The following is a 19,753-nucleotide window of genomic DNA, read 5'->3' on the forward strand; positions in this document are numbered from 1 at the left end:
CATGACCCAAACCGAACTCAACAACACCCACCTCGACTGGTTGGAGGCCGAATCCATCCATATTATCCGCGAACTGGTGGCGGAATGTGAAAATCCGGCGTTGCTTTTCTCCGGCGGGAAAGATTCCGTGGTTTTGCTGGCGTTGGCGCGTAAAGCCTTTCAGCTTGGCGACCGTCCGGTGCATTTGCCGTTTCCTTTGGTGCATATCGACACCGGGCATAATTACCCTGAAGTGATCCAATTCCGTGATGAACAGGTGGATAAACTGAACGCGCGCTTGGTGGTGGGGCATGTGGAAGACTCCATTGCCAAAGGCACGGTAGTGTTGCGTAAAGAAACCGATTCGCGCAATGCGGCGCAGGCGGTGACGCTACTCGAAACCATTGCGGAAAACGGCTTTGACGCATTAATGGGCGGTGCGCGTCGCGATGAAGAAAAAGCTCGAGCAAAAGAACGGATTTTTTCTTTCCGCGACGAATTCGGTCAATGGGATCCGAAAGCGCAACGCCCGGAATTGTGGTCACTGTATAACGCCAAGCTACACAAAGGCGAAAACATGCGCGTATTCCCGATTTCCAACTGGACCGAACTGGACATTTGGCAATATATCGCCCGCGAAAATCTAGAATTACCGCCGATTTATTACAGCCACAAACGAGAAGTGGTTCGCCGTAAAGGCCTGCTTGTGCCGGTCACACCGCTGACGCCGAAACAAGCAAACGAAGTGAGCGAAGAACTCGACGTCCGTTTCCGCACCGTAGGCGACATCAGCTGCACCTGCCCGGTGGCAAGCCAAGCCGCCAACGCATTGGAAATCATCCAAGAAACCGCCCTCGCCGACATCTCCGAACGTAGCGCTACCCGCTTAGACGACCAAGCCAGCGAAGCGGCGATGGAGAAGCGGAAGAAGGAAGGGTATTTTTAAGCACAAACAATAGGTTACAAGCACGCATTAGGAAACGCGCGCTATCAAAGTGCATTAATTAAATATTAAAAGAGAAATAAAAAATACTTAAAAAAACGACCGCACTTTCGGAATAACGCTCAGATAAATCGGGGTCCCCGTATAAGACGCCCGAACGGAAATAGGATTTTTAGGAAATTTTCGCTTTGTTTGAGCCGCTTGCGGCGAGTTCGAAAATTTCCGTGAAGAAAATCCTGTTGGAGAGAGGAAAAGCGGCTTATCCGGGGTCGCCTTTCTTTTGGTTACTTTTCTTTGGCGAAGCAAAGAAAAGTGACACTAAGGCGAAAAAATGATTTTGATATTAAAGAAAAACAAGGAATATAAAATGACCCAGCAACACACCACTCCCCTCCGCTTTATCACCGCCGGTAGCGTTGATGACGGCAAAAGCACCTTAATCGGGCGTTTACTTTACGACAGCAAAGCCCTGCTTTCCGATCAGCTTACCACGCTGAACAACGCCAAAGACAAACACAACAAAGAAGCCATCGACTTTTCCATTTTAACGGACGGCTTGGAAGCGGAGCGCGAGCAAGGCATTACCATCGACGTGGCATATCGCTATTTTTCCACGGCAAAGCGCAAATTCATCATCGCCGACACCCCGGGGCACGAACAATACACGCGCAACATGGTGACCGGCGCCAGCACGGCATCGGCGGCAATCGTGTTAATTGACGCCTCACAATTAAACTTTGACGAACAACCGTTGCAACTATTGCCGCAAACCAAACGCCATTCCGCCATTTTGCGCCAATTAAACTGCCCGCACATTTTGGTGGCGGTGAACAAAATGGATTTATTGGATTACAGTGAAGAAAAATTCAATGCCATCGTGCAGGCCTATGAAAAATTGGCGGCGCAACTCGGTTTAAAAGACGTGCATTTCGTCCCGGTTTCCGCCTTACTTGGCGACAATCTGGTTTACGGTAGCGACAGCACGCCTTGGTATCGGGGTGAACCGATTTTAACCATTTTGGAAAATTTGCCGAGCGTGGACGAAGTCAGCCACGCCGAAAGCGATTTTTATCTACCGGTGCAACTGGTCATTCGTCAGGATGCCGACAAAGCGGATGATTTCCGTGGCTATCAGGGGCGTATCGAACGCGGCGCCGTCAAGCTCGGACAAGAAATCCGCATCGAACCTATCGGCTTAACTGCCGTCGTGACGGAAATCATCACACCGAAAGGTGAAGTTCAACAAGCCGTTGCGGGCGAAGTGGTGACAATCCGTCTGGACAAAGACATCGACATCTCCCGTGGCGATTTATTCGTTGATGCACAATCGCCGTTAACCCCGCAAAAACAGCTACAAGCCACCATTTGCTGGTTCGACGAACGCCCGCTCAACACCGCCCGCAAATACCTGCTTAAACACGGCACACAAACCGTCTTCGCCAAAATCAGCGAAATCGAAAGTGTATTAAACGTGCACACACTAGAACACGAACAGGGCGCTACCGCGCTGAACATGAACGACATCGCAAAAGTGAAATTAAGCCTGCAAAAACCCATTGTGGCGACAAGTTATGAGGAAAATATCGCGGGGGGATCTTTTGTGTTGATTGATGAGGCGACGTATAACACGGTGGCGGCGGGGATGATATTTTGATCTTATATATTTAATAATGGAGCGTTATTAAACATCGCATTTCGCCCGATGGGCGACCTACTTTTTCTTTGCTTGTGCAAAGTAAAAGTAGGCAAAAAGAAAGCACACCCTGCTTTGCCTTGTTTCCTTTGTTCCATTGAATTTGCTTCACGGAAATTTTCGAACTCGCCGCAAGCGGCTCAAACAAAGCGAAAATTTCCTACAAATTCAACTCCACAAAGGCGGCAAAGAAGGGAATAAGCTAAAACAACAACCCTAGAAACAAACCCCAAAACATTAAAAATATTGACCGCACTTTCCAAATAACGCTCGGATAAATCGGGGTCCCCGTATAAGACGCCCGAACGGAAATAGGATTTTTAGGAAATTTTCGCTTTGTTTGAGCCGCTTGCGGCGAGTTCGAAAATTTCCGTGAAGAAAATCCTGTTGGAGAGAGGAAAAGCGGCTTATCCGGGGTCGCCTTTCTTTTGGTTACTTTTCTTTGGCGAAGCAAAGAAAAGTAACTCACCATCAGGCGAAACCCTGATTTTAAACTCAACTAAAACTTTACTTGTGGGAAAACAACCTTATGCCAAACACAAATCCATTACCACCTGAAATCACACAGCTCCTGCCCGGCTTAACGCCGTTACAACTGGCTTGGTTGTCCGGTTATGCTTGGGCGAAAGCGGAAAATGCGGATGTCGTCATAGGCGAAAATGTACCGCAAATTTCCACCGCACTTTCTGCCGAGCCCATCACTGTTGCCGTGCTGTCCGGGTCGCAAACGGGCAATGCCAAGGGCGTGGCGGATAAGCTGGCGGAGAAATTAACGGCGGCGGGCGTAAACGTTAAACGTGTCGCGTTAAAAGATTACAAAGCGAAACAGATCGCCGAGGAAAAATTACTGTTGTTGGTCACCTCGACCCAAGGGGAAGGTGAGCCGCCGGAGGAAGCGGTGGTGTTGCATAAGCTGCTCAACGGCAAAAAAGCGCCAAAACTGGACGGGCTCAGTTTTGCGGTGTTGGGATTAGGCGACAGCTCCTATCCGAATTTCTGTCAGGCAGGCAAGGATTTTGATAAACGTCTGGCGGAATTGGGTGCGACCCGCTTATTTGATCGCGTGGATGCGGATCTGGATTTCGCGGCGGTAGCGGAAAAATGGGTCGAGGATGTGACGGCGATCGTGAAAGAAAAAGCCGCACAGGCGACACCAACAACCGTTTCGCAAACCAATCCTGCGCAAACGCCTGCCAAAACCAGTCAATACAACAAAGAAAATCCCTTTCCGGCAACCTTGCTGACCAATCAGAAAATTACCGCCCGCCAATCGGACAAAGACGTGCGCCATATTGAGCTGGATTTGACCGGCTCCGATTTGCAATACCGCGCTGGCGATGCGCTGGGTGTGTGGTTTGATAACGATCCGGCGTTAGTGAAAGAAATCTTGCAATTAGCACAAATTGAGGAAAACGAAAGCGTGACCTTAAATGAAAAAACGCTGGAAATTTCCACCGCACTTTTATCCCATGTGGAGCTGACCCAAAACACGCCGAGCTTCGTGAAAGGTTACGCGGAATTTGCCAAGAACAAGAAACTGGACAAGCTCGTGGCGGATAACGAAAAACTGCAAGCCTATGTGCAAAATACGCCGATTGCGGATGTGTTGCATGATTTCCCCGCCAAGCTGACGGCGCAACAGCTTATCGGCTTATTACGCCCGCTCGCGCCGCGCCTCTACTCCATTTCCTCCTCACCGGCGGAAGTGGGCGACGAAGTACATTTAACCGTCGGCGTAGTGCGTTTTGAGCATGACGGCAGAGCGCGCAACGGTGCGGCATCCAGCTATTTGGCGGATCGCGTGGAAGAAGACGGCTCGGTACGGGTGTTTGTGGAGCATAACGACGGTTTCCGTCTGCCACAGGATTCATCCAAACCGATTATTTTGATCGGCTCCGGCACCGGTATCGCCCCGTTCCGCGCCTTTATTCAGGAACGCGCGGCGACGGAAGCGGAAGGCAAAAACTGGCTGATTTTCGGTAACCCGCATTTCGCCTCGGACTTTTTATATCAAACGGAATGGCAGCAAATCGCTAAAGATGGGTTCCTGCATAAATACGATTTCGCTTGGTCGCGGGATCAGGCGCAGAAAATTTATGTACAGGACAAAATACGTGAAGAATCCACCGCACTTTGGCAATGGTTGCAGGATGGCGCGTATGTTTATGTGTGCGGTGACGCGGCAAGAATGGCGAAAGACGTGGAACGGGCATTGTTGGATGTGATCGCACAAGAAGGCAAATTGAGCGCTGACGATGCGGAAGATTATTTAAACGATTTGCGTGAAAACCAACGCTATCAACGAGATGTGTATTAGGAGTGAGTGATGAGTGAACAAACTAAAAAAGGCTTAGAGTGGAAAGAAAAACCTTTATCGGATAACGAGCGTTTAAAAGAACAAAGCCGTTTTTTGCGCGGTACGATTTTAGAGGATTTGCAGGATCCGCTCACCGGCGGGTTTAAAGGCGATAACTTTCAGTTAATCCGTTTCCATGGAATGTATGAACAGGACGACCGCGACATTCGGGCGGAACGGACGGAAGAAAAGCTGGAACCGCTGAAATTCATGTTATTGCGCTGCCGTTTGCCGGGCGGGATTATCAAACCGCAGCAATGGGTCGAACTGGATAAATTTGCCCGTGAAAACAGTTATTACCGTTCCATTCGTTTAACCAACCGTCAAACGTTCCAATTCCACGGCGTGCCGAAAGGTCAACTGCAAACCATGCACCGTTTGTTGCATAAACTGGGGCTGGATTCCATCGCCACCGCCTCCGACATGAACCGTAACGTGCTGTGCACCTCTAACCCCATCGAATCGCAATTGCACCAGCAGGCGTATGAATTCGCCAAGAAAATTTCCGAACATTTGCTGCCGCGTACGCGCGGTTATCTGGATGTGTGGATTGACGGAAAAAAAGTACAAAGTTCCGACGATTTCTTGCAGGAAGACGAGCCGATTTTAGGCAAAACCTATCTGCCGCGTAAATTCAAAACCGCAGTGGTGATCCCGCCGTTAAACGACGTGGATTGTTACGGCAATGACCTGGATTTCGTCGCCATCGCCGATGAAAACGGGCATTTGGCAGGCTTTAACGTACTTGCCGGCGGCGGGCTTTCCATGGAACACGGCAACACCAAAACTTACCCGAATATTTCCTTGGAACTGGGCTATGTGCCGTTGGAATACACGCTAAAAGCAGCGGAAGCGGTCGTTACCACGCAACGGGATTTCGGCAACCGCAGCGACCGGAAAAACGCCCGCAGTCGCTACACCATTCAAAACATGGGCTTAGACGGCTTCCGCGCGGAAGTGGAACGTCGCATGGGCATTCCGTTCGAGCCGATTCGCCCGTTTAAATTCACCGAACGCGGCGACCGTATCGGCTGGGTGAAAGGCATCGACAACAACTGGCATTTAACCCTGTTTATCGAAAGCGGACGCTTGGTGGATAACGAGGAAAAACAATCACTTACCGGCGTATTGAAAATCGCCAAAATACACAAAGGGGATTTTCGGATTACCGCGAACCAAAACCTCATCGTGGCGAATGTGGCGGAAAAAGACAAAGCCAAAATCGAAAAAATCGCCCGTCAGTACGGCTTAATTCACGAAGGCATCAGCAAATTACGGGAAAATTCCATGTCCTGCGTCTCCTTCCCGACCTGCCCGCTCGCCATGGCGGAAGCGGAACGGATTCTGCCGGGCTTTATCGACGAATTGGATAAAGTGATGGAAAAACATCATGTCGCCGACGATTACATCGTCACCCGCATCACCGGCTGCCCGAACGGCTGCGGACGTGCCATGTTGGCGGAAATCGGCTTGGTCGGCAAAGCAGTGGGACGCTACAACCTGCACATCGGCGGCGACCGCGAAGGCATACGCATCCCACGTTTATACAAAGAAAACATCACGCTACCGGAAATCGTCAGCGAACTGGACGGTTTAATCGGCAGATGGGCAACGGAACGCCACGCCAACGAAGGCTTCGGCGATTTCGTCATCCGCACCGACATCATCAAACCGGTAGTCAACGCCCCGGTAGATTTCTGGGACGCAAGTAAAATCATCATGCAGACGGCGGCTTAGTCTGCCCATCAATGAAAAAGTGCGGTTGAAATTTGTAATGAATTTCAACCGCACTTTCCTCCAAACCACCTAATGCACCGCGCTCACCACCACATTTATGGTTGTTCTGTGGCCCTGCTCATCGGCGGCAGTAATTTGGTAGTTTCCGCTTTTGGCAGGTCGCCATAAGAACGTTTTCGATGAAGGGCTTTCGCCTAAATAAGCGTTATTGACGAACCAATAAAGACGTTGGATCTCGCCCGAGGTTGTCGCCGTCAGCGGGATGGGATTTTCCGCACTGTTCGGGTTGAAGTAATAAGTACGGTTTTCCAACGGTGACGTAATCTTCAGCGGGTTATGGGTAATTTGTTGTAGCGACTGATTTTGTTGCTCATAAGGGCATTCCGGGTTCACCATCGGATTGCGTTTCATAATGCCCGCCTGAGCGAACAATTTCTGGTAGTCGCTGCTCCAAATTTCGTAAATTTTTTGTTCCGTTTGCTCGTTCGGATCACTTGCGCAAGCCAAAATATCCGAGCCTTTACGCACACGTAACTGCTGATAAATATTGCTTACCTGAATCGGTGATTTGCCGGGAATAAAGAGCGTATTGGTGAGCTGTTGGCAATATTTATTCGGCAAATTACCGTCAGCGGCGCAAACCGGCACGTCCCTCAGTGTTAACTTCTCACGGCTAAGCGGATCGTTCATGTTCGGGTATTGCGCAATAATGGCGTCCGCCAGTTGTAAAAATAACGGCGCGGCGAGGCGGCGACCGATAAAGTGCGGGTTACTTTTATTGTTAAAATTGCCGAGCCACACCACCAGCGTGTAATTGCCGAAATAACCCGCCGTCCAGGCATCGCGCAAACCGTTGGAGGTCCCGGTTTTCCAATAAATCGGCAATTTGGTTTTGATGGATTTGTTATAAATATCCGTGCGAATGTTTTGCGACAATATATCGCCTAACATATAACTGCTTTCCGGGCTTAATAACGTCGTGCTTTGCGTGGCTGGTGTATTTTTCAGCCATTGTAACAGCTGCCATTTCCCGCCGTTAGCAAGGGCGGCGTATAAACCTGCCAGTTGTTGCATGGAAAGCTCCGCTCCGCCCAAAACTAAGGACAAGCCATAATGGGCTTTTTCCTTCGGCAACACAATCTTCGCCAGCTTGAGCAAATCGTAAAGATCGGGATATTTCAAGCGCTGCGCCATTTCCACCGCAGGAATATTGCGACTTTGCAGCAACGCCTGCGTAACGCTCACCGGGCCAAGAAAATTGCCCTCGTAATTTTCCGGCTGATAATCGGCAAAATGCGTCGGAAGATCTTTTAAAATCGTTTTGGGGTGAGCCAAACCTTGATCGAACGCCAAGCCATAAATAAACGGCTTCAAGGTTGAACCATAAGAACGCTTTGCCAACGTGCCGTTAATTTGTCCGCTGATTTGCGAATTGAAATAATCGCCGGAACCCACCAACGCCTTAATCTGCATGGTACGGTTATCCACCAGCAACACCGCCAGATTGTTCACGCCATATTGTTTTTGTTGTTGCAGATAACGCTGGCTGATGCGCTCCACCAAACGTTGCAAGCCGCTATTCAGACTCGTCACGATCTGCCCGTGTTGAATCGCCTCACTTTCCGCATACTGTTGCAGCACTTGGTCGGTAAAGTGCGGTGCAAAAAACGGGAGTTTTTCAAGGGGGCGCAACGGATAATTTAATTTGAAATGGGATTGCCACTGACGATCTTTCGGATGACTTTCCACCCAGCGGGCATAGAGCTTATTGCGTGCGTTAAAGAGCTGCGGATTCAGCTGCTGATTATTCTGTTGAATATAACCGTTCGGGTTTTTCGGCAAAATCGCCAAGGTCATGGCTTCCGCCAAATTCAGATTTTTATTGGCGCGGTTAAAATAAATCAGGCTTGCCGTGCCGGCGCCTTCAATGTTCCGACCATAAGGCGCAAAGTTGAAATAGGCTTCCAAAATGTCATGCTTGGAATATTGCAACTCCAGCTGAACCGCGCGCAAAATCTGTTCCAGCTTCCCGCCGAGGGTACGGCTGTCAATATTCCACAATATCCGCGCCAGTTGCATAGTAATGGTGGAACCGCCCTGCGGCGAACCGCCGAACAAATAGGTTTGCGTCGCCCCACGCAGCAAACCGTAAGGATTCACACCGAAATGATAATAAAACCATTCGTCCTCCTGAAATAACACCGCGTCCACAAATTGCGGAGAAAGCGCCTCCAACGGCGTCCACAGGCGATATTTCTGATCTTTTGCCGTGGTCAACCGTAACAGATTTTGTTGCTCGTCATACACCGCAACAGAATAAGGAAAGCGTTGTTTCAGAGATTCATGAGGTAAAAAATGGATGAGTAACCCTATGCTGAGGAGAAGTAGTAAAAAAATAAAAAAATAGGTTCTTTTATGTAATCGGGGCATAAGGAATGAGGGAAAATAGGTTAAGTGATAGCGCATACCAAAAAGCTATGCGCTACCGATTGATTACGTCAAACTTTTATTTAAAACACTCAAAATTTTGACCGCACTTCATTAACGTTATCTAGCAATAGGATCACTGCCATCCAAAGCAACAGCTACCGGTTTACCACCTTTCAGTTTTGGTATAATGACCTGTGGCTGATCAAAGAAACATTTATTATCAGATAGCATATCACAAGGAATCGCACAAAGAGCAGGAACCGGAGTTGCCTCACAACTTGATCCTCCGCGTTTTCTACAATTCTCAACCGCCATCAATTTAGAGTGGTCAGGAATAATACTGGTACCAAATGAGTCAAACATACCGTTACTATTCTTTCCGGTCGCAAGCCCCAAGCACATATTACTAATAGCCATCATTAATTGACAATTTTGACCACCGTACTCTTTACATTGTTTCAACGCATCATTTTCAGCATCTCTAACATTTTTATAAGCAGCATCTGAAGCCCATAACATTTGATTTTGCTCAGGTGTACGAACAATAGCCGCCCATAAACGTGGTTTCATTTTACGTTTCTTTAAATCTGCAGGAGAAGCAATCGTGACAGCTTCCTGATATTCGCCACAGCCAAATTCTTTTTCAATATCACCAAAGCCGGTAGCATCTCGAATTGAGGTAATCTTATGATTCGCATCAGTAAAGACATAAGTCCATGTTACGCCTCCTGTATAAACCTTATCGGTTCTCAGGAAGATTGTTGTAGAATTGCGACCGACTTCATAAGTTTTTAAATCATAAAGTGCCAACCGATAAGCATGGATAAACTTAAGTTCATTATCTTTGATACAACGATACGATTCATCAGGAAGACGCTTACGGGCAAAAAATTCCGTATCTTCTCTTCCGTTCCAATAAATAGTATCTAACGGGTTATACATAGTTGAGCAAGCGGTTAAAAATAAAGTAAATATTAGTGAAAAAACTAACTTAAGTTTATTTGATAAGAACATTTAAATTCCCTATTTGTTAAGGTTGATATAAAAATAGAAGAAATATAGAGAATGAATCCCTATATTTCATTTCGTATTAACTATTGAACCACTTCAATATAACCTTTATCGGCAGACTGTGCGTTTACCGTGCGGTTATACATGTTTTCTGCGTAGGCGCGCGGAATTTGGAATTTCCCCGCGTTGACGGCTTTTAATTGATAGTTAATCACCGTGGTGGTGTCGCCTACCGAGCCGTAGCTCAACATACGGTCTTCGCGCAGGTCGCGATGCACAAAGTTAAACATGTAAATCACATCGCCTTCTTTCACATTCATGGTTTCGTCGCTGTTGCTATTCACCACTTCAAAACCTGCCGGATAGAGATCGGTAATCACCATGTTGTCTTGTTCGTTTTGTAATGAACGCACTTTAACCTGCACGTTAATCACCTCGCCGAGTTTCACAGAGGTCACCGGTTTGCCTTCTTTATCCAAATAAGTGCGGTCGATTTCCACACCGTTTTTAATGGCTTCGGCAGGCGGTTGTTGCACATAGCCGGATTGGCTGATGGCATACCAGGCCTTTTGCGTACTTTGGTTGACGAAATTGAGCTGTGCTTTGTCCGCTCGAATATCGGCTAACAGGAACGCGCCTTGCACACCGCCGAGATTTTGTCCATCTTGTTGAATATGCAAATTCGCAATTTGTTCAGGATGTTGCTTGCCGTAATCATCCAACGCCAGTAATACCATGGCGGAAGATAAGGTGTTATAACGGTTGTCGTTCAAATCCTGCACGATGCTGTTTAACAACGTATCGGACACTTGTGCCGCCTGTTCAGGGAAGTGACGGGACAACACATAAAACACAGAACTCTTCTCAATTAACGGATCCAAATAATCGCGGTAGAACCATTCGGTTTTCGGTTGCGAATTATTGAATTTCGCCATCACGTTGCTAATCAGACTATCCGCGTCTTCTTCCTGTTTCACTAATTGATAAGCCCCCGCCAACCAAGCGACAGTGAGATCCGATTGCCATTCTTCCGCTTTGAAATTGCGTTCCAACAGACTACGGATTGACATCAAGCTGTCACTCGGCACTTGACCTAAGCGCGCCAATAAATAAGTGGCATAAGCGCGTTGACGCAACATGGCTAAATCATCTTCACTTTCAGGACGACTTAGACGTTCTAACGCCGTGATGGATTTATTAAACAAGCCGTTTGGTGCAGTCCAAGCTGCCGGTAATTGTACGCCGTGCTCTTGCGCTTCAATTAAGAAGTGCGCCACATACGCCGTTAAGAACTCGCTGTCCTCCTCCAAACCGGACCACAAACCAAACCCTTCATTCACGGTTTGACGCGCCGGCAACAAGCTAAAGACACGATTCAAATTACCTTGGATTTGCTGCTTATTGGCTTGAATCGCTTGGTTATCGCCCGCTTGTGACAAGACCCCGAGCAGGCTTTGATATTCCGGATTATTGGCAAACAGCAGATTCGGCATGGCGGCGCTAATAATTTGCTCCGTGCACAGGTTGTCGTAATTGCCCAGATAGCTTGTGATACCTTGCGCCAAGGCTAACGGCGCAGGTGACATCAATGCGGCTTGCTCACGACGCTGCGGGAACAACAGATTCGGCAATTCGCTTTTAACCTGTTGATTTGCCGCCACTTCACCCACTTTGATGAACTGCTGTTTCGCCGTCAGCGGGCGAACGGAAATGCCGTATTTGCGCTCCACTTGCGCCGGTTGTTGCTGTTCATCCAAATAAGCGGCGGTGAAATATAAAATACCGCTGCCAAGAACATCCGTGGCTTTCAGTTTGAAGTCCACCACGCCCTCGCTCATCGGTTCCAACATGATTGAGGTTTGCGCATTGCTCAACACTTGGAATTGCGGTGCGACATTAAGCAGAACCAACACGTTTTGCTTGTTTTTCGTGTTATTGGAAACCGTTAAGCTGACGTTGGTTTCATCATTCGGCGCCAAGGTAATCGGTGCGCTCGGTGACAAAATCATATCGTCACGCACCAAGGTTTCCGTTTGTCCGATGTTCATTTGGGAACCGTCGTTGGTGACGGCAATCGCCATCACTTTGAGGTTGCCGTTAAAGCCTTGCGGAATTTGGTAAGTCACGGTTTTGCTGCCGTCCACATCCACGATATTCGACCAGAACACCGCCGGTTTATCGGTTTTCCGTTTAAACGGATTGGTATTCGCCGCAATGGCTTTTTCTAACGCAGCCGCTTCTTCCGAGTCACCACCGGTTTGGGCGAACTGCAACACTTTACGGAATTCCGGCAAAATCAAATCCAGAATTTGTAAGGTTTCCACTTGTAAGGCATATTTCGGGAAGAAGAACTTCAACGGATCTTCCTGTTTATGCCCCGCCACTTGCAAGATGCCTTCATTCACCGCATAAATGACCGCTTTGCTTGGCTTATCGGCAGATAGGGTAAATTGCACTTTCTCGCCGGATTTCACTTGTTGCGGTGCGGTTAAATTCACGTTCAAGCGGTGGTTATCCACATTCACGCTGAACGGTGCGACACCATAACTTAACGGGCTGGTGAAAATATCATCGGATTGCATATCGCGGGAGAATTGCACGTTAATGTAACCGCTACCTTCAAAATTCTCAGGGATTCTGATTTTTTGCACGGAACGGTTGGTGGTGGATTTAAACCATTGGTGGGCATATACGCGCTCACGTTCGATGGTGATTAAACCGCTACCCGCATAAGGCGCGTTAATCGCCACTTCGATTTCTTCACCCGGCATAAATTGTTTTTTATTCAAATTCAATTTCAGTTCGGTGTTTTTATCCATCGCGACCGTCACATTGCGGTTGCCGATCACCGTGTAAGGAATACGGTTCACAGTTTCGCCGTATTGGTTGTTGATCACCAGTACAAAATCACCGCTACGTTCGGTATTCAAGGCAAAATCCGAACCGTTTTGATCGATATTCAACGGTTTTTCATCCAGTTGGCTTTCTACCATTTTGGATTCGTATTTATACGCACCGGAACGTTGTTCAGTCAGCACGGAGACATATTTGCGCTCCATTAAGACCGCACTTAATCCCTGCACGGAAGTTTTTTGCAGACTTGGATTAATGGCGATTAAATTTACTTTGCTCTCGCCGTTCTCTCTTAAATAATTTAAATCCTGTGCACTGCTATAACCTACCAGCCAAGGTTGCGCGGAAACCAACACCGATTGCACCTTAGACACGCCGCGACCGCTGTTATTTTCATAACCGTCCGCTGTGAAATACAACATTTGTACGGTATTTTCCGCTTCTTGTGCCAAATTCAAGGCAAAAACCGCATTGCCGTTGTTATCCGTGGTTTGATCCTGTAATTCGGTTTCCAACAAAATGGCGTTTTTATTACGTTGATTATCATAGAACTGATAATTTTTGTATTGCGGGAAGCTCGGGAAGATGGAATGCAACATGATGTTTGCACTCACCCGACGTTTTTGCGCCGGCGTGCCGAACAAATTGGTTAAATGCACGGTGGCATTTAAATCCTGCGGTGAAACCCAGCCTAATTGCGGGCTGTTATTAAACATGGTATTGATTTTTAAAGTATCCGGTTCAAATTCCTGCACTTGGAATGTCATGGATCCCACGTCAATTTGCTCTTGCTGCTGCGCGATAGAAATATGCGCCGACCATTCGCCGGTTTCCGCATTTTCCGATAACGGATAGGTCAGATCATTAAAGCCGCTTTCGCTCACGCGAATATTTTTTTGCCATTGGGTCTTGCCGGATGGGGAGGTAATTTCCAAGGTCAACGGTACATTTGCCAGCGATTTTTTCCAATCTAGGGCTTTGCTGATCATGCCGATATACACGGATTCCCCCGGACGATAAATGCCGCGATCGTTAAATAGGAAGGTTTTAATGGCATTTTGTTCCTGCGATATTTCCTGTCCGCGAATATCAAAGCGGGAGAAATCTAAGGTGCGATCCGCTTTATCAATCGGCAGGAAAGACTGATCCTGCCCGCGCGTCACCAAATACATCACCGGCTCAAGTTCCTGTTTGTAATTCTCTAAAGACGGCAACTGAGCGACACCCTGTTTATTGGTGTATTGGCTGGCAATCACTGTGTTATTGCGGGAAATCACTTTCACCAAGGCACTGGAAACAGGCGCACCGCCGGCAATGGATTGCACAAACACGGATTGCGTGCCGTCCGCCGCTTTTTTCGCGATGATGCCTAAATCCGTTAACACAATTAAACGGTAATCGCTTTTTTGTGAATCCGGATCAGAATCAAAGTCGTCATACTCACCGTTATTGTCTTTTAAACTATCGCCTTCAGATTCATCGCTAGAATTGACCGCACTTGCCTTCACCCAGAAGATCCCCTGTTTCGGCAAGCCTTTTTGTGTCAAGTCCACGCTGAGGTAATCGGATTTGCGCGGATCACGATTATTCACGTTTAAGGTTTCTGTTTTGAAGGTCGCAATATCATCAAATTTCAAATTGCCCAAATCCGGTTTTTGGAAGCTGTTACCGTTTAAATTTGCCACATGGCGAAGTTGCTCGCCCTGCACGCGACCAATATCCAATTGCACGCTGTCCGCATTGCGCACGGCAAGGGTCACTTTGCCGTCGCCATATTGCGACAATAAAGATCCTTTGCCCACAAAGCTCACATAGGTCGGATAATTCGGCGCACATTCCAGGCTGCCGATGGCTTTTTTCAATTGGTAACCGCCTAATGCGGTGAATTTATTATCCAATTGCAAATACAGACAACGCCCTTCCGGAATATTAAAACGGAAAGATTGATTAGCAGCATAAGGATGTTCGCTAGGAATGAGTTCCGGTTGAATGCGTTCGCCACGTTTCACCACCGCTTCGGTTAAATTATCCGTTTCCCAGCTTTTACCTTCCGGCGGCTCGGGCAATAACACCGCCGTTAAATTATCGGCGATGTCTTTGCCTTTCACACCGTAATTGAAGTTAAAGGTTAGCACCTGCTCCGCTTCATTTTGTTGATTATTAATGATTTTGAAGCTGTTATAAGAATTTTGCAGACTGTATTTCGACGGCACTTGCACCAGCTTGGTGATCTCTTTTTCTAAAGTATTTACGCCGGTTTTCGCACGCAATGCCTGACTGATTTTGGTTTGTACGAACTGATTCGGTTGGGTCGATAAAGACAGTTCGTCGGAACTGATCCAGGCTTCCAATTTATTGTCGGAATAACGAATTTTGAATTTCAGCGGATTAATCAGATTCAGAGACTGATCCTGATTTTTGTGCACCAAATTTACTTCAACCGCTTTTTCCAGTTCCTTTGGGTCCACCGGATTGGAAAACACCAGATGAGTTAAGGAATGGCGAATATGGGATAAATTTGGATCCTGATAAAACTCCGCGTCGGATTCCACCAAGCTGAAAGGTTGGGTTTTCACGGAATGCGTGCCGGTAACGGATTTCGCATAGGTTAAACTCGGGTTTAACGCGCTTTTGTCCAAGGTGATTTTATATTCTTGCCCCGTCGGCCAATCTTGTGCGGGTGTAAAGGTCAGCAAATAATCACTGGTCCAAACCCACTTCCCTTCAATTGCCGGCTCCATTTTGATGCCTTGGGTAATTTCGCTTTTCACCTTATCAATCGGTGCCGCCGCGCCGCTGAACTCCACATTTAACGGATAAACCGTATTTGTCGCCGCTTGGCTGCCGTAACCTTGACCATAATAGGTTTGCTCAATCGGGTTAAATTTCACTTTAACCGCATTACTTTCATCACTTTTTTGATGTTGATACCAATAAGCGCCGCCTGCTGCCGCTGCAATCACAAGCGCGCCAAGTACCGAAAATTTTATTTTGCCCTGCATAGGACTTCTCCGTTCCTAAAAATCTCTTTTGCTAATCAATTTAACGTCATCGTTAATTCGTCCCGCCTACGGTAATTCGGTCGATTTTCAACGCCGGCTGCCCCACGCCGACCGGCACGCTTTGACCTTCTTTACCGCAAGTGCCCACGCCATGATCCAATTCCACTTCGTCGGCGACCATGGACACATTTTGCATCACTTCAATGCCGCTGCCGATTAAGGTGGCGCCTTTCACCGGTTTGGTAATCTTGCCTTTTTCGATTAAATAAGCCTCGGAGGTAGAAAACACAAATTTGCCGGACGTAATATCCACTTGTCCGCCGCCAAAGTGCGGTGCAAAAATCCCGTGTTCTACGGAAGCCACCAAATCGTCAAATTTATCTTTGCCCGCCAGCATATACGTATTGGTCATGCGCGGCATCGGCAAATGCGCGTAAGACTCACGGCGCCCGTTGCCCGTCGGCTGCACGCCCATCAAACGGGCATTCATTTTATCCTGCATATATTTTTGCAAAATACCGTCTTTAATTAACACGTTATGTTGGCTCGGCACGCCTTCGTCATCCACCGTGACCGAACCGCGACGATCCATTAACGTGCCGTCGTCCACAATGGTACATAGCGGTGATGTCACCAATTCGCCGATTTTGCCGGTGAACAGGGAGCTTTCTTTACGGTTGAAATCCCCTTCCAAACCATGCCCCACCGCTTCATGCAACAACACGCCCGGCCAGCCTGCGCCCAACACCACCGGCATTAAACCCGCCGGCGCCGCCACCGCGCCTAAATTCACCAACGCCTGACGCACAGATTCTTTAGCAAAATAGACCGCTCTTTGCTCGCCTTTATAGCTTTCAAAGAACCACTCCAAACCGAAACGACCGCCCGCACCCGCACTGCCGCGTTCACGCTTGCCGTCCTGCTCCACCAACACGGAAACGGACAAGCGAATTAACGGGCGAATATCCGCCGCCAACGTGCCGTCCGTTGCCGCTACCAGCATTTCTTCATATACCATGCTTAACCCGGCATTCACCTGCACCACGCGCGGATCTTCTGCGCGCGCGGTGCTGTCCACCAAGCGCAATAATTCGATTTTTTGCTCTTGGCTTAAACTGTGTAAAGGATTAATCGGCTGATAACGCAACGGCGCGTCCACCGGGTTAAACTTCACCGGCAGAATAAAATTACATTGGGAAGGTTGCGCAATGCCCCGCACTGCCTGCGCGCATTGCTGCAAATTGGCTAAATTAATTTGATCGGAATAGGCAAAACCGGTTTTCTCACCGCTGACGGCACGTACGCCGACGCCGCGATCAATATGAAACCCGCCTTCCTTAATAATCCCGTCTTCCAAGACCCAACTCTCGTCCCGGCTGAGCTGAAAATACAAATCCGCATAATCCACATTGCGCTGCGCCAAGGTATCAAACACATTCGGCAAATCCGCCAGCGTCAAATGACTCTGCGCCAATAAACTTTCGGTTACTTTTTTTAACATGTAAATCCCGGTTATTTTATCGATAAAAAATTATGCGGAATTATAACGCATTTCCCGCCGAAACCGAAAAGGAAAGTGCGTCAAAACTGCCGATAAGTTTGATGTTTTTTGAGGGAAAAGAGAGGATTAGGCGTAGATTATTTAGGGTATAGATTTAACTTATATTCAAGCATAAAAAACTCCTTACCGAGTTGGTAAGGAGTTTTTTAATAATAATGATGTTGTTAGGATTTTTTAATATCCAGTTTTTTTATTTCATCTAGATTTTCTGTAATGACATCCAATAAGGGTTTCCATAAATCGAAAATTTGATCAGCTAATTCACTATTTGGAATTTTTCTTAAAATTTCAGCATCCCAATTCAATAGATTACTATCTAACCATTTCCACATAGCCCAACGTCTACTGTATCTAAAATTAGATCTTAATTTTGCCTCATCAAAAATACTTCCTAGGAAATCATATAATTCTTCATATTGATTCTTATTACAATACACTCCATAATACCCATCTCTGAAGTGACTAGCCCCAAATTCAATACCAATTCCCCAATAAATATCGTCCTGATCAAAATAAATACCAAATTCTTTAGCTGTAACATCACCAGCAGAATTACATTTCCACCCATAATTCTTTAATTGTTTATAATTACGTTCAAAACGTTCTTGTAATTGCTCTATTAGAGTTTTCACAAGACTTTCATATAGTTTTTCAGTTGAATCAATAATATTCAATGCTGAGTATAAGGCGTCATTATTCTCCATTAAATAATTAACTAACTCATTACTCTTTTCCATATTCCCCATAAGTTCCTCACTTAAAAATTTTTTAAAATCCTGACAAAATTGTTTAACTGCCGGTGCTACAATTAGTGTGTTATCCAGCCAGCCAATTAAGTCGTTGGCTGACAGTAATATAGCCTTTTTTTTACTGATTAGATCTTCCCACTCATTTTTCCGAATAGAGTTTCCGGAGGGAGGTTCTTTAAAGACTGGAAGATAAATAAGACAGTATTCGGCTTCTTTATATTTCTCCAAATCATCACGATAATCTTTTAACTGCTCTTCTTGGTCAGAAGCAAATCTTAGCTTATTTTCAATTGAAACTATCCAACGGCGTACATTATTTAAGAAACCCTCAATAAAAATATCATGACGACGATTTTTACTTGTCGCTTTTTCTACACTTACCTGAATGCTGTCGTATGCTAAAAAATTATGTTTTCCAATAAATTTCAAAAAACTATTTAAAAATAGATCCCCTTGCCCATGGGCTTCTTTTGGATCTAACAGAAAGGCAAGAATTTTTGACAAACCCATTTCATCCGTTCGCATAAACTGAAAGGGATTAAAACGATTCGAATCGTACAGTTCGGTTTTTTCGCGTTGTAATCGAAAATTTTCGATCACTTGGCTGATAGAAATTAAAGAATCGACAATCTGATTGATATTATTTGCCATAGTGGTTCCTTAGTTTAATCAAAATGCGCAGATGATAATCATCCCACCACAAAGATCTACCACAAAAGTGCGGTTGTTTTTCTAAGTGTTTTTCACTTCCCCTAATAATTCCGCCACCACTTGTGGCACGCCTTCGCCTGCCTTCATTTTAACGACCTTGACTCTATGGCGAATAAAGCCTGTGTTCGGGTTGGGGTCGATAAGGTAAATTCGGGCGTTTTTCGGTGCTTCGTTGACTAAACCGTTGGCGGGGTAAACCTGCAATGAGGTGCCGATGAGCAGCACGACGTCTGCTTGTGCGACCAAATTGATTGCCGGTTCCAGCATAGGGACGTTTTCACCGAAAAAGACGATGTGCGGGCGCATGGGGTGTCCGTTCGGGTCTTTGTCCTCCACGGATTGATCGCCCAAGCAAGGCACGATGTAATCGGGGTCAAAACTGCTGCGGGCTTTGGTTAATTCGCCGTGTAAATGCAACACATTGGCACTGCCTGCGCGTTCGTGCAGATCATCCACATTTTGCGTGATAATTTGCACGTTGTAGCCCCATTCTAATTCCACCAACGCCTTATGCGCCGCGTTGGGTTGAGCTTCGGCGCAATTACGGCGCCGTTCGTTGTAAAAATCCAGCACTTTTTTGCGGTTGCGTCGCAGGGCTTCCGGCGTACAGACTTCTTCAATTTTATGTCCCGCCCATAAACCATCTTCCGCGCGGTAAGTCGGAATACCGCTTTCGGCACTAATGCCCGCGCCGCTTAACACGACACAAAGGGGTTTCATGTTTGCCT

10 protein-coding genes are annotated in these 19,753 nt (G+C 46.9%); 4 read left to right on the plus strand and 6 right to left on the minus strand.

Going from position 1 to position 19,753, the window contains the following annotated elements:
* Position 1: 1 nt before the first annotated feature.
* The 4 genes from cysD to cysI all read left to right on the plus strand — a co-directional run bounded on the left by cysD (position 2) and on the right by cysI (position 6,708).
* On the plus strand, positions 2 to 925 hold the full coding sequence (gene cysD / locus DK430_RS00765; RefSeq protein ID WP_109077215.1) for a sulfate adenylyltransferase subunit CysD: 924 nt from the start codon (positions 2 to 4) through the stop codon (positions 923 to 925).
* A 364-nt stretch (positions 926 to 1,289) separates the two neighbouring features.
* Positions 1,290 to 2,576 carry a sulfate adenylyltransferase subunit 1 gene (locus DK430_RS00770; RefSeq protein WP_109077334.1) on the plus strand — a complete coding sequence of 429 codons (1,287 nt, stop codon included), beginning with the start codon at positions 1,290 to 1,292 and terminating at the stop codon, positions 2,574 to 2,576.
* A gap of 568 nt (positions 2,577 to 3,144) precedes the next feature.
* Positions 3,145 to 4,932 (plus strand): assimilatory sulfite reductase (NADPH) flavoprotein subunit, encoded by a 1,788-nt coding sequence (locus DK430_RS00780; protein ID WP_109077217.1) that lies wholly within the window; start codon positions 3,145 to 3,147, stop codon positions 4,930 to 4,932.
* Positions 4,933 to 4,941: 9 nt separating this feature from the next.
* The gene (gene cysI / locus DK430_RS00785) at positions 4,942 to 6,708 is read left to right on the plus strand and encodes an assimilatory sulfite reductase (NADPH) hemoprotein subunit (protein ID WP_109077218.1); all 1,767 of its coding nucleotides are present in this window, start codon (positions 4,942 to 4,944) and stop codon (positions 6,706 to 6,708) included.
* A 69-nt stretch (positions 6,709 to 6,777) separates the two neighbouring features.
* Here cysI and pbpC read toward each other — a convergent pair whose 3' ends face one another.
* The 6 genes from pbpC to DK430_RS00815 all read right to left on the minus strand — a co-directional run bounded on the left by pbpC (position 6,778) and on the right by DK430_RS00815 (position 19,745).
* Entirely contained in the window at positions 6,778 to 9,138 is a 2,361-nt protein-coding gene (pbpC, locus tag DK430_RS00790; protein WP_109077219.1) for a penicillin-binding protein 1C, read from the minus strand.
* A gap of 117 nt (positions 9,139 to 9,255) precedes the next feature.
* Positions 9,256 to 10,152: a DUF4189 domain-containing protein gene (locus DK430_RS00795; protein ID WP_239496768.1), complete on the minus strand. Its 897-nt coding sequence runs from the start codon at positions 10,150 to 10,152 to the stop codon at positions 9,256 to 9,258.
* Between the two features lie 80 nt (positions 10,153 to 10,232).
* On the minus strand, positions 10,233 to 16,004 hold the full coding sequence (locus tag DK430_RS00800; protein ID WP_109077220.1) for an MG2 domain-containing protein: 5,772 nt from the start codon (positions 16,002 to 16,004) through the stop codon (positions 10,233 to 10,235).
* Positions 16,005 to 16,056: 52 nt separating this feature from the next.
* Positions 16,057 to 17,505, minus strand: a complete 1,449-nt coding sequence (gene tldD, locus DK430_RS00805) for a metalloprotease TldD (protein WP_109077221.1) — start codon at positions 17,503 to 17,505, stop codon at positions 16,057 to 16,059.
* A gap of 224 nt (positions 17,506 to 17,729) precedes the next feature.
* The gene (locus tag DK430_RS00810; protein WP_109077222.1) at positions 17,730 to 18,965 is read right to left on the minus strand and encodes a PDDEXK-like family protein; all 1,236 of its coding nucleotides are present in this window, start codon (positions 18,963 to 18,965) and stop codon (positions 17,730 to 17,732) included.
* A gap of 81 nt (positions 18,966 to 19,046) precedes the next feature.
* Positions 19,047 to 19,745, minus strand: a complete 699-nt coding sequence (locus DK430_RS00815; RefSeq protein WP_109077223.1) for an SIR2 family NAD-dependent protein deacylase — start codon at positions 19,743 to 19,745, stop codon at positions 19,047 to 19,049.
* Positions 19,746 to 19,753: the final 8 nt, after the last annotated feature.

Origin of the sequence: Aggregatibacter kilianii, assembly GCF_003129965.1 — a bacterium.
GTDB classification, from domain to species: domain Bacteria; phylum Pseudomonadota; class Gammaproteobacteria; order Enterobacterales; family Pasteurellaceae; genus Aggregatibacter; species Aggregatibacter kilianii_A.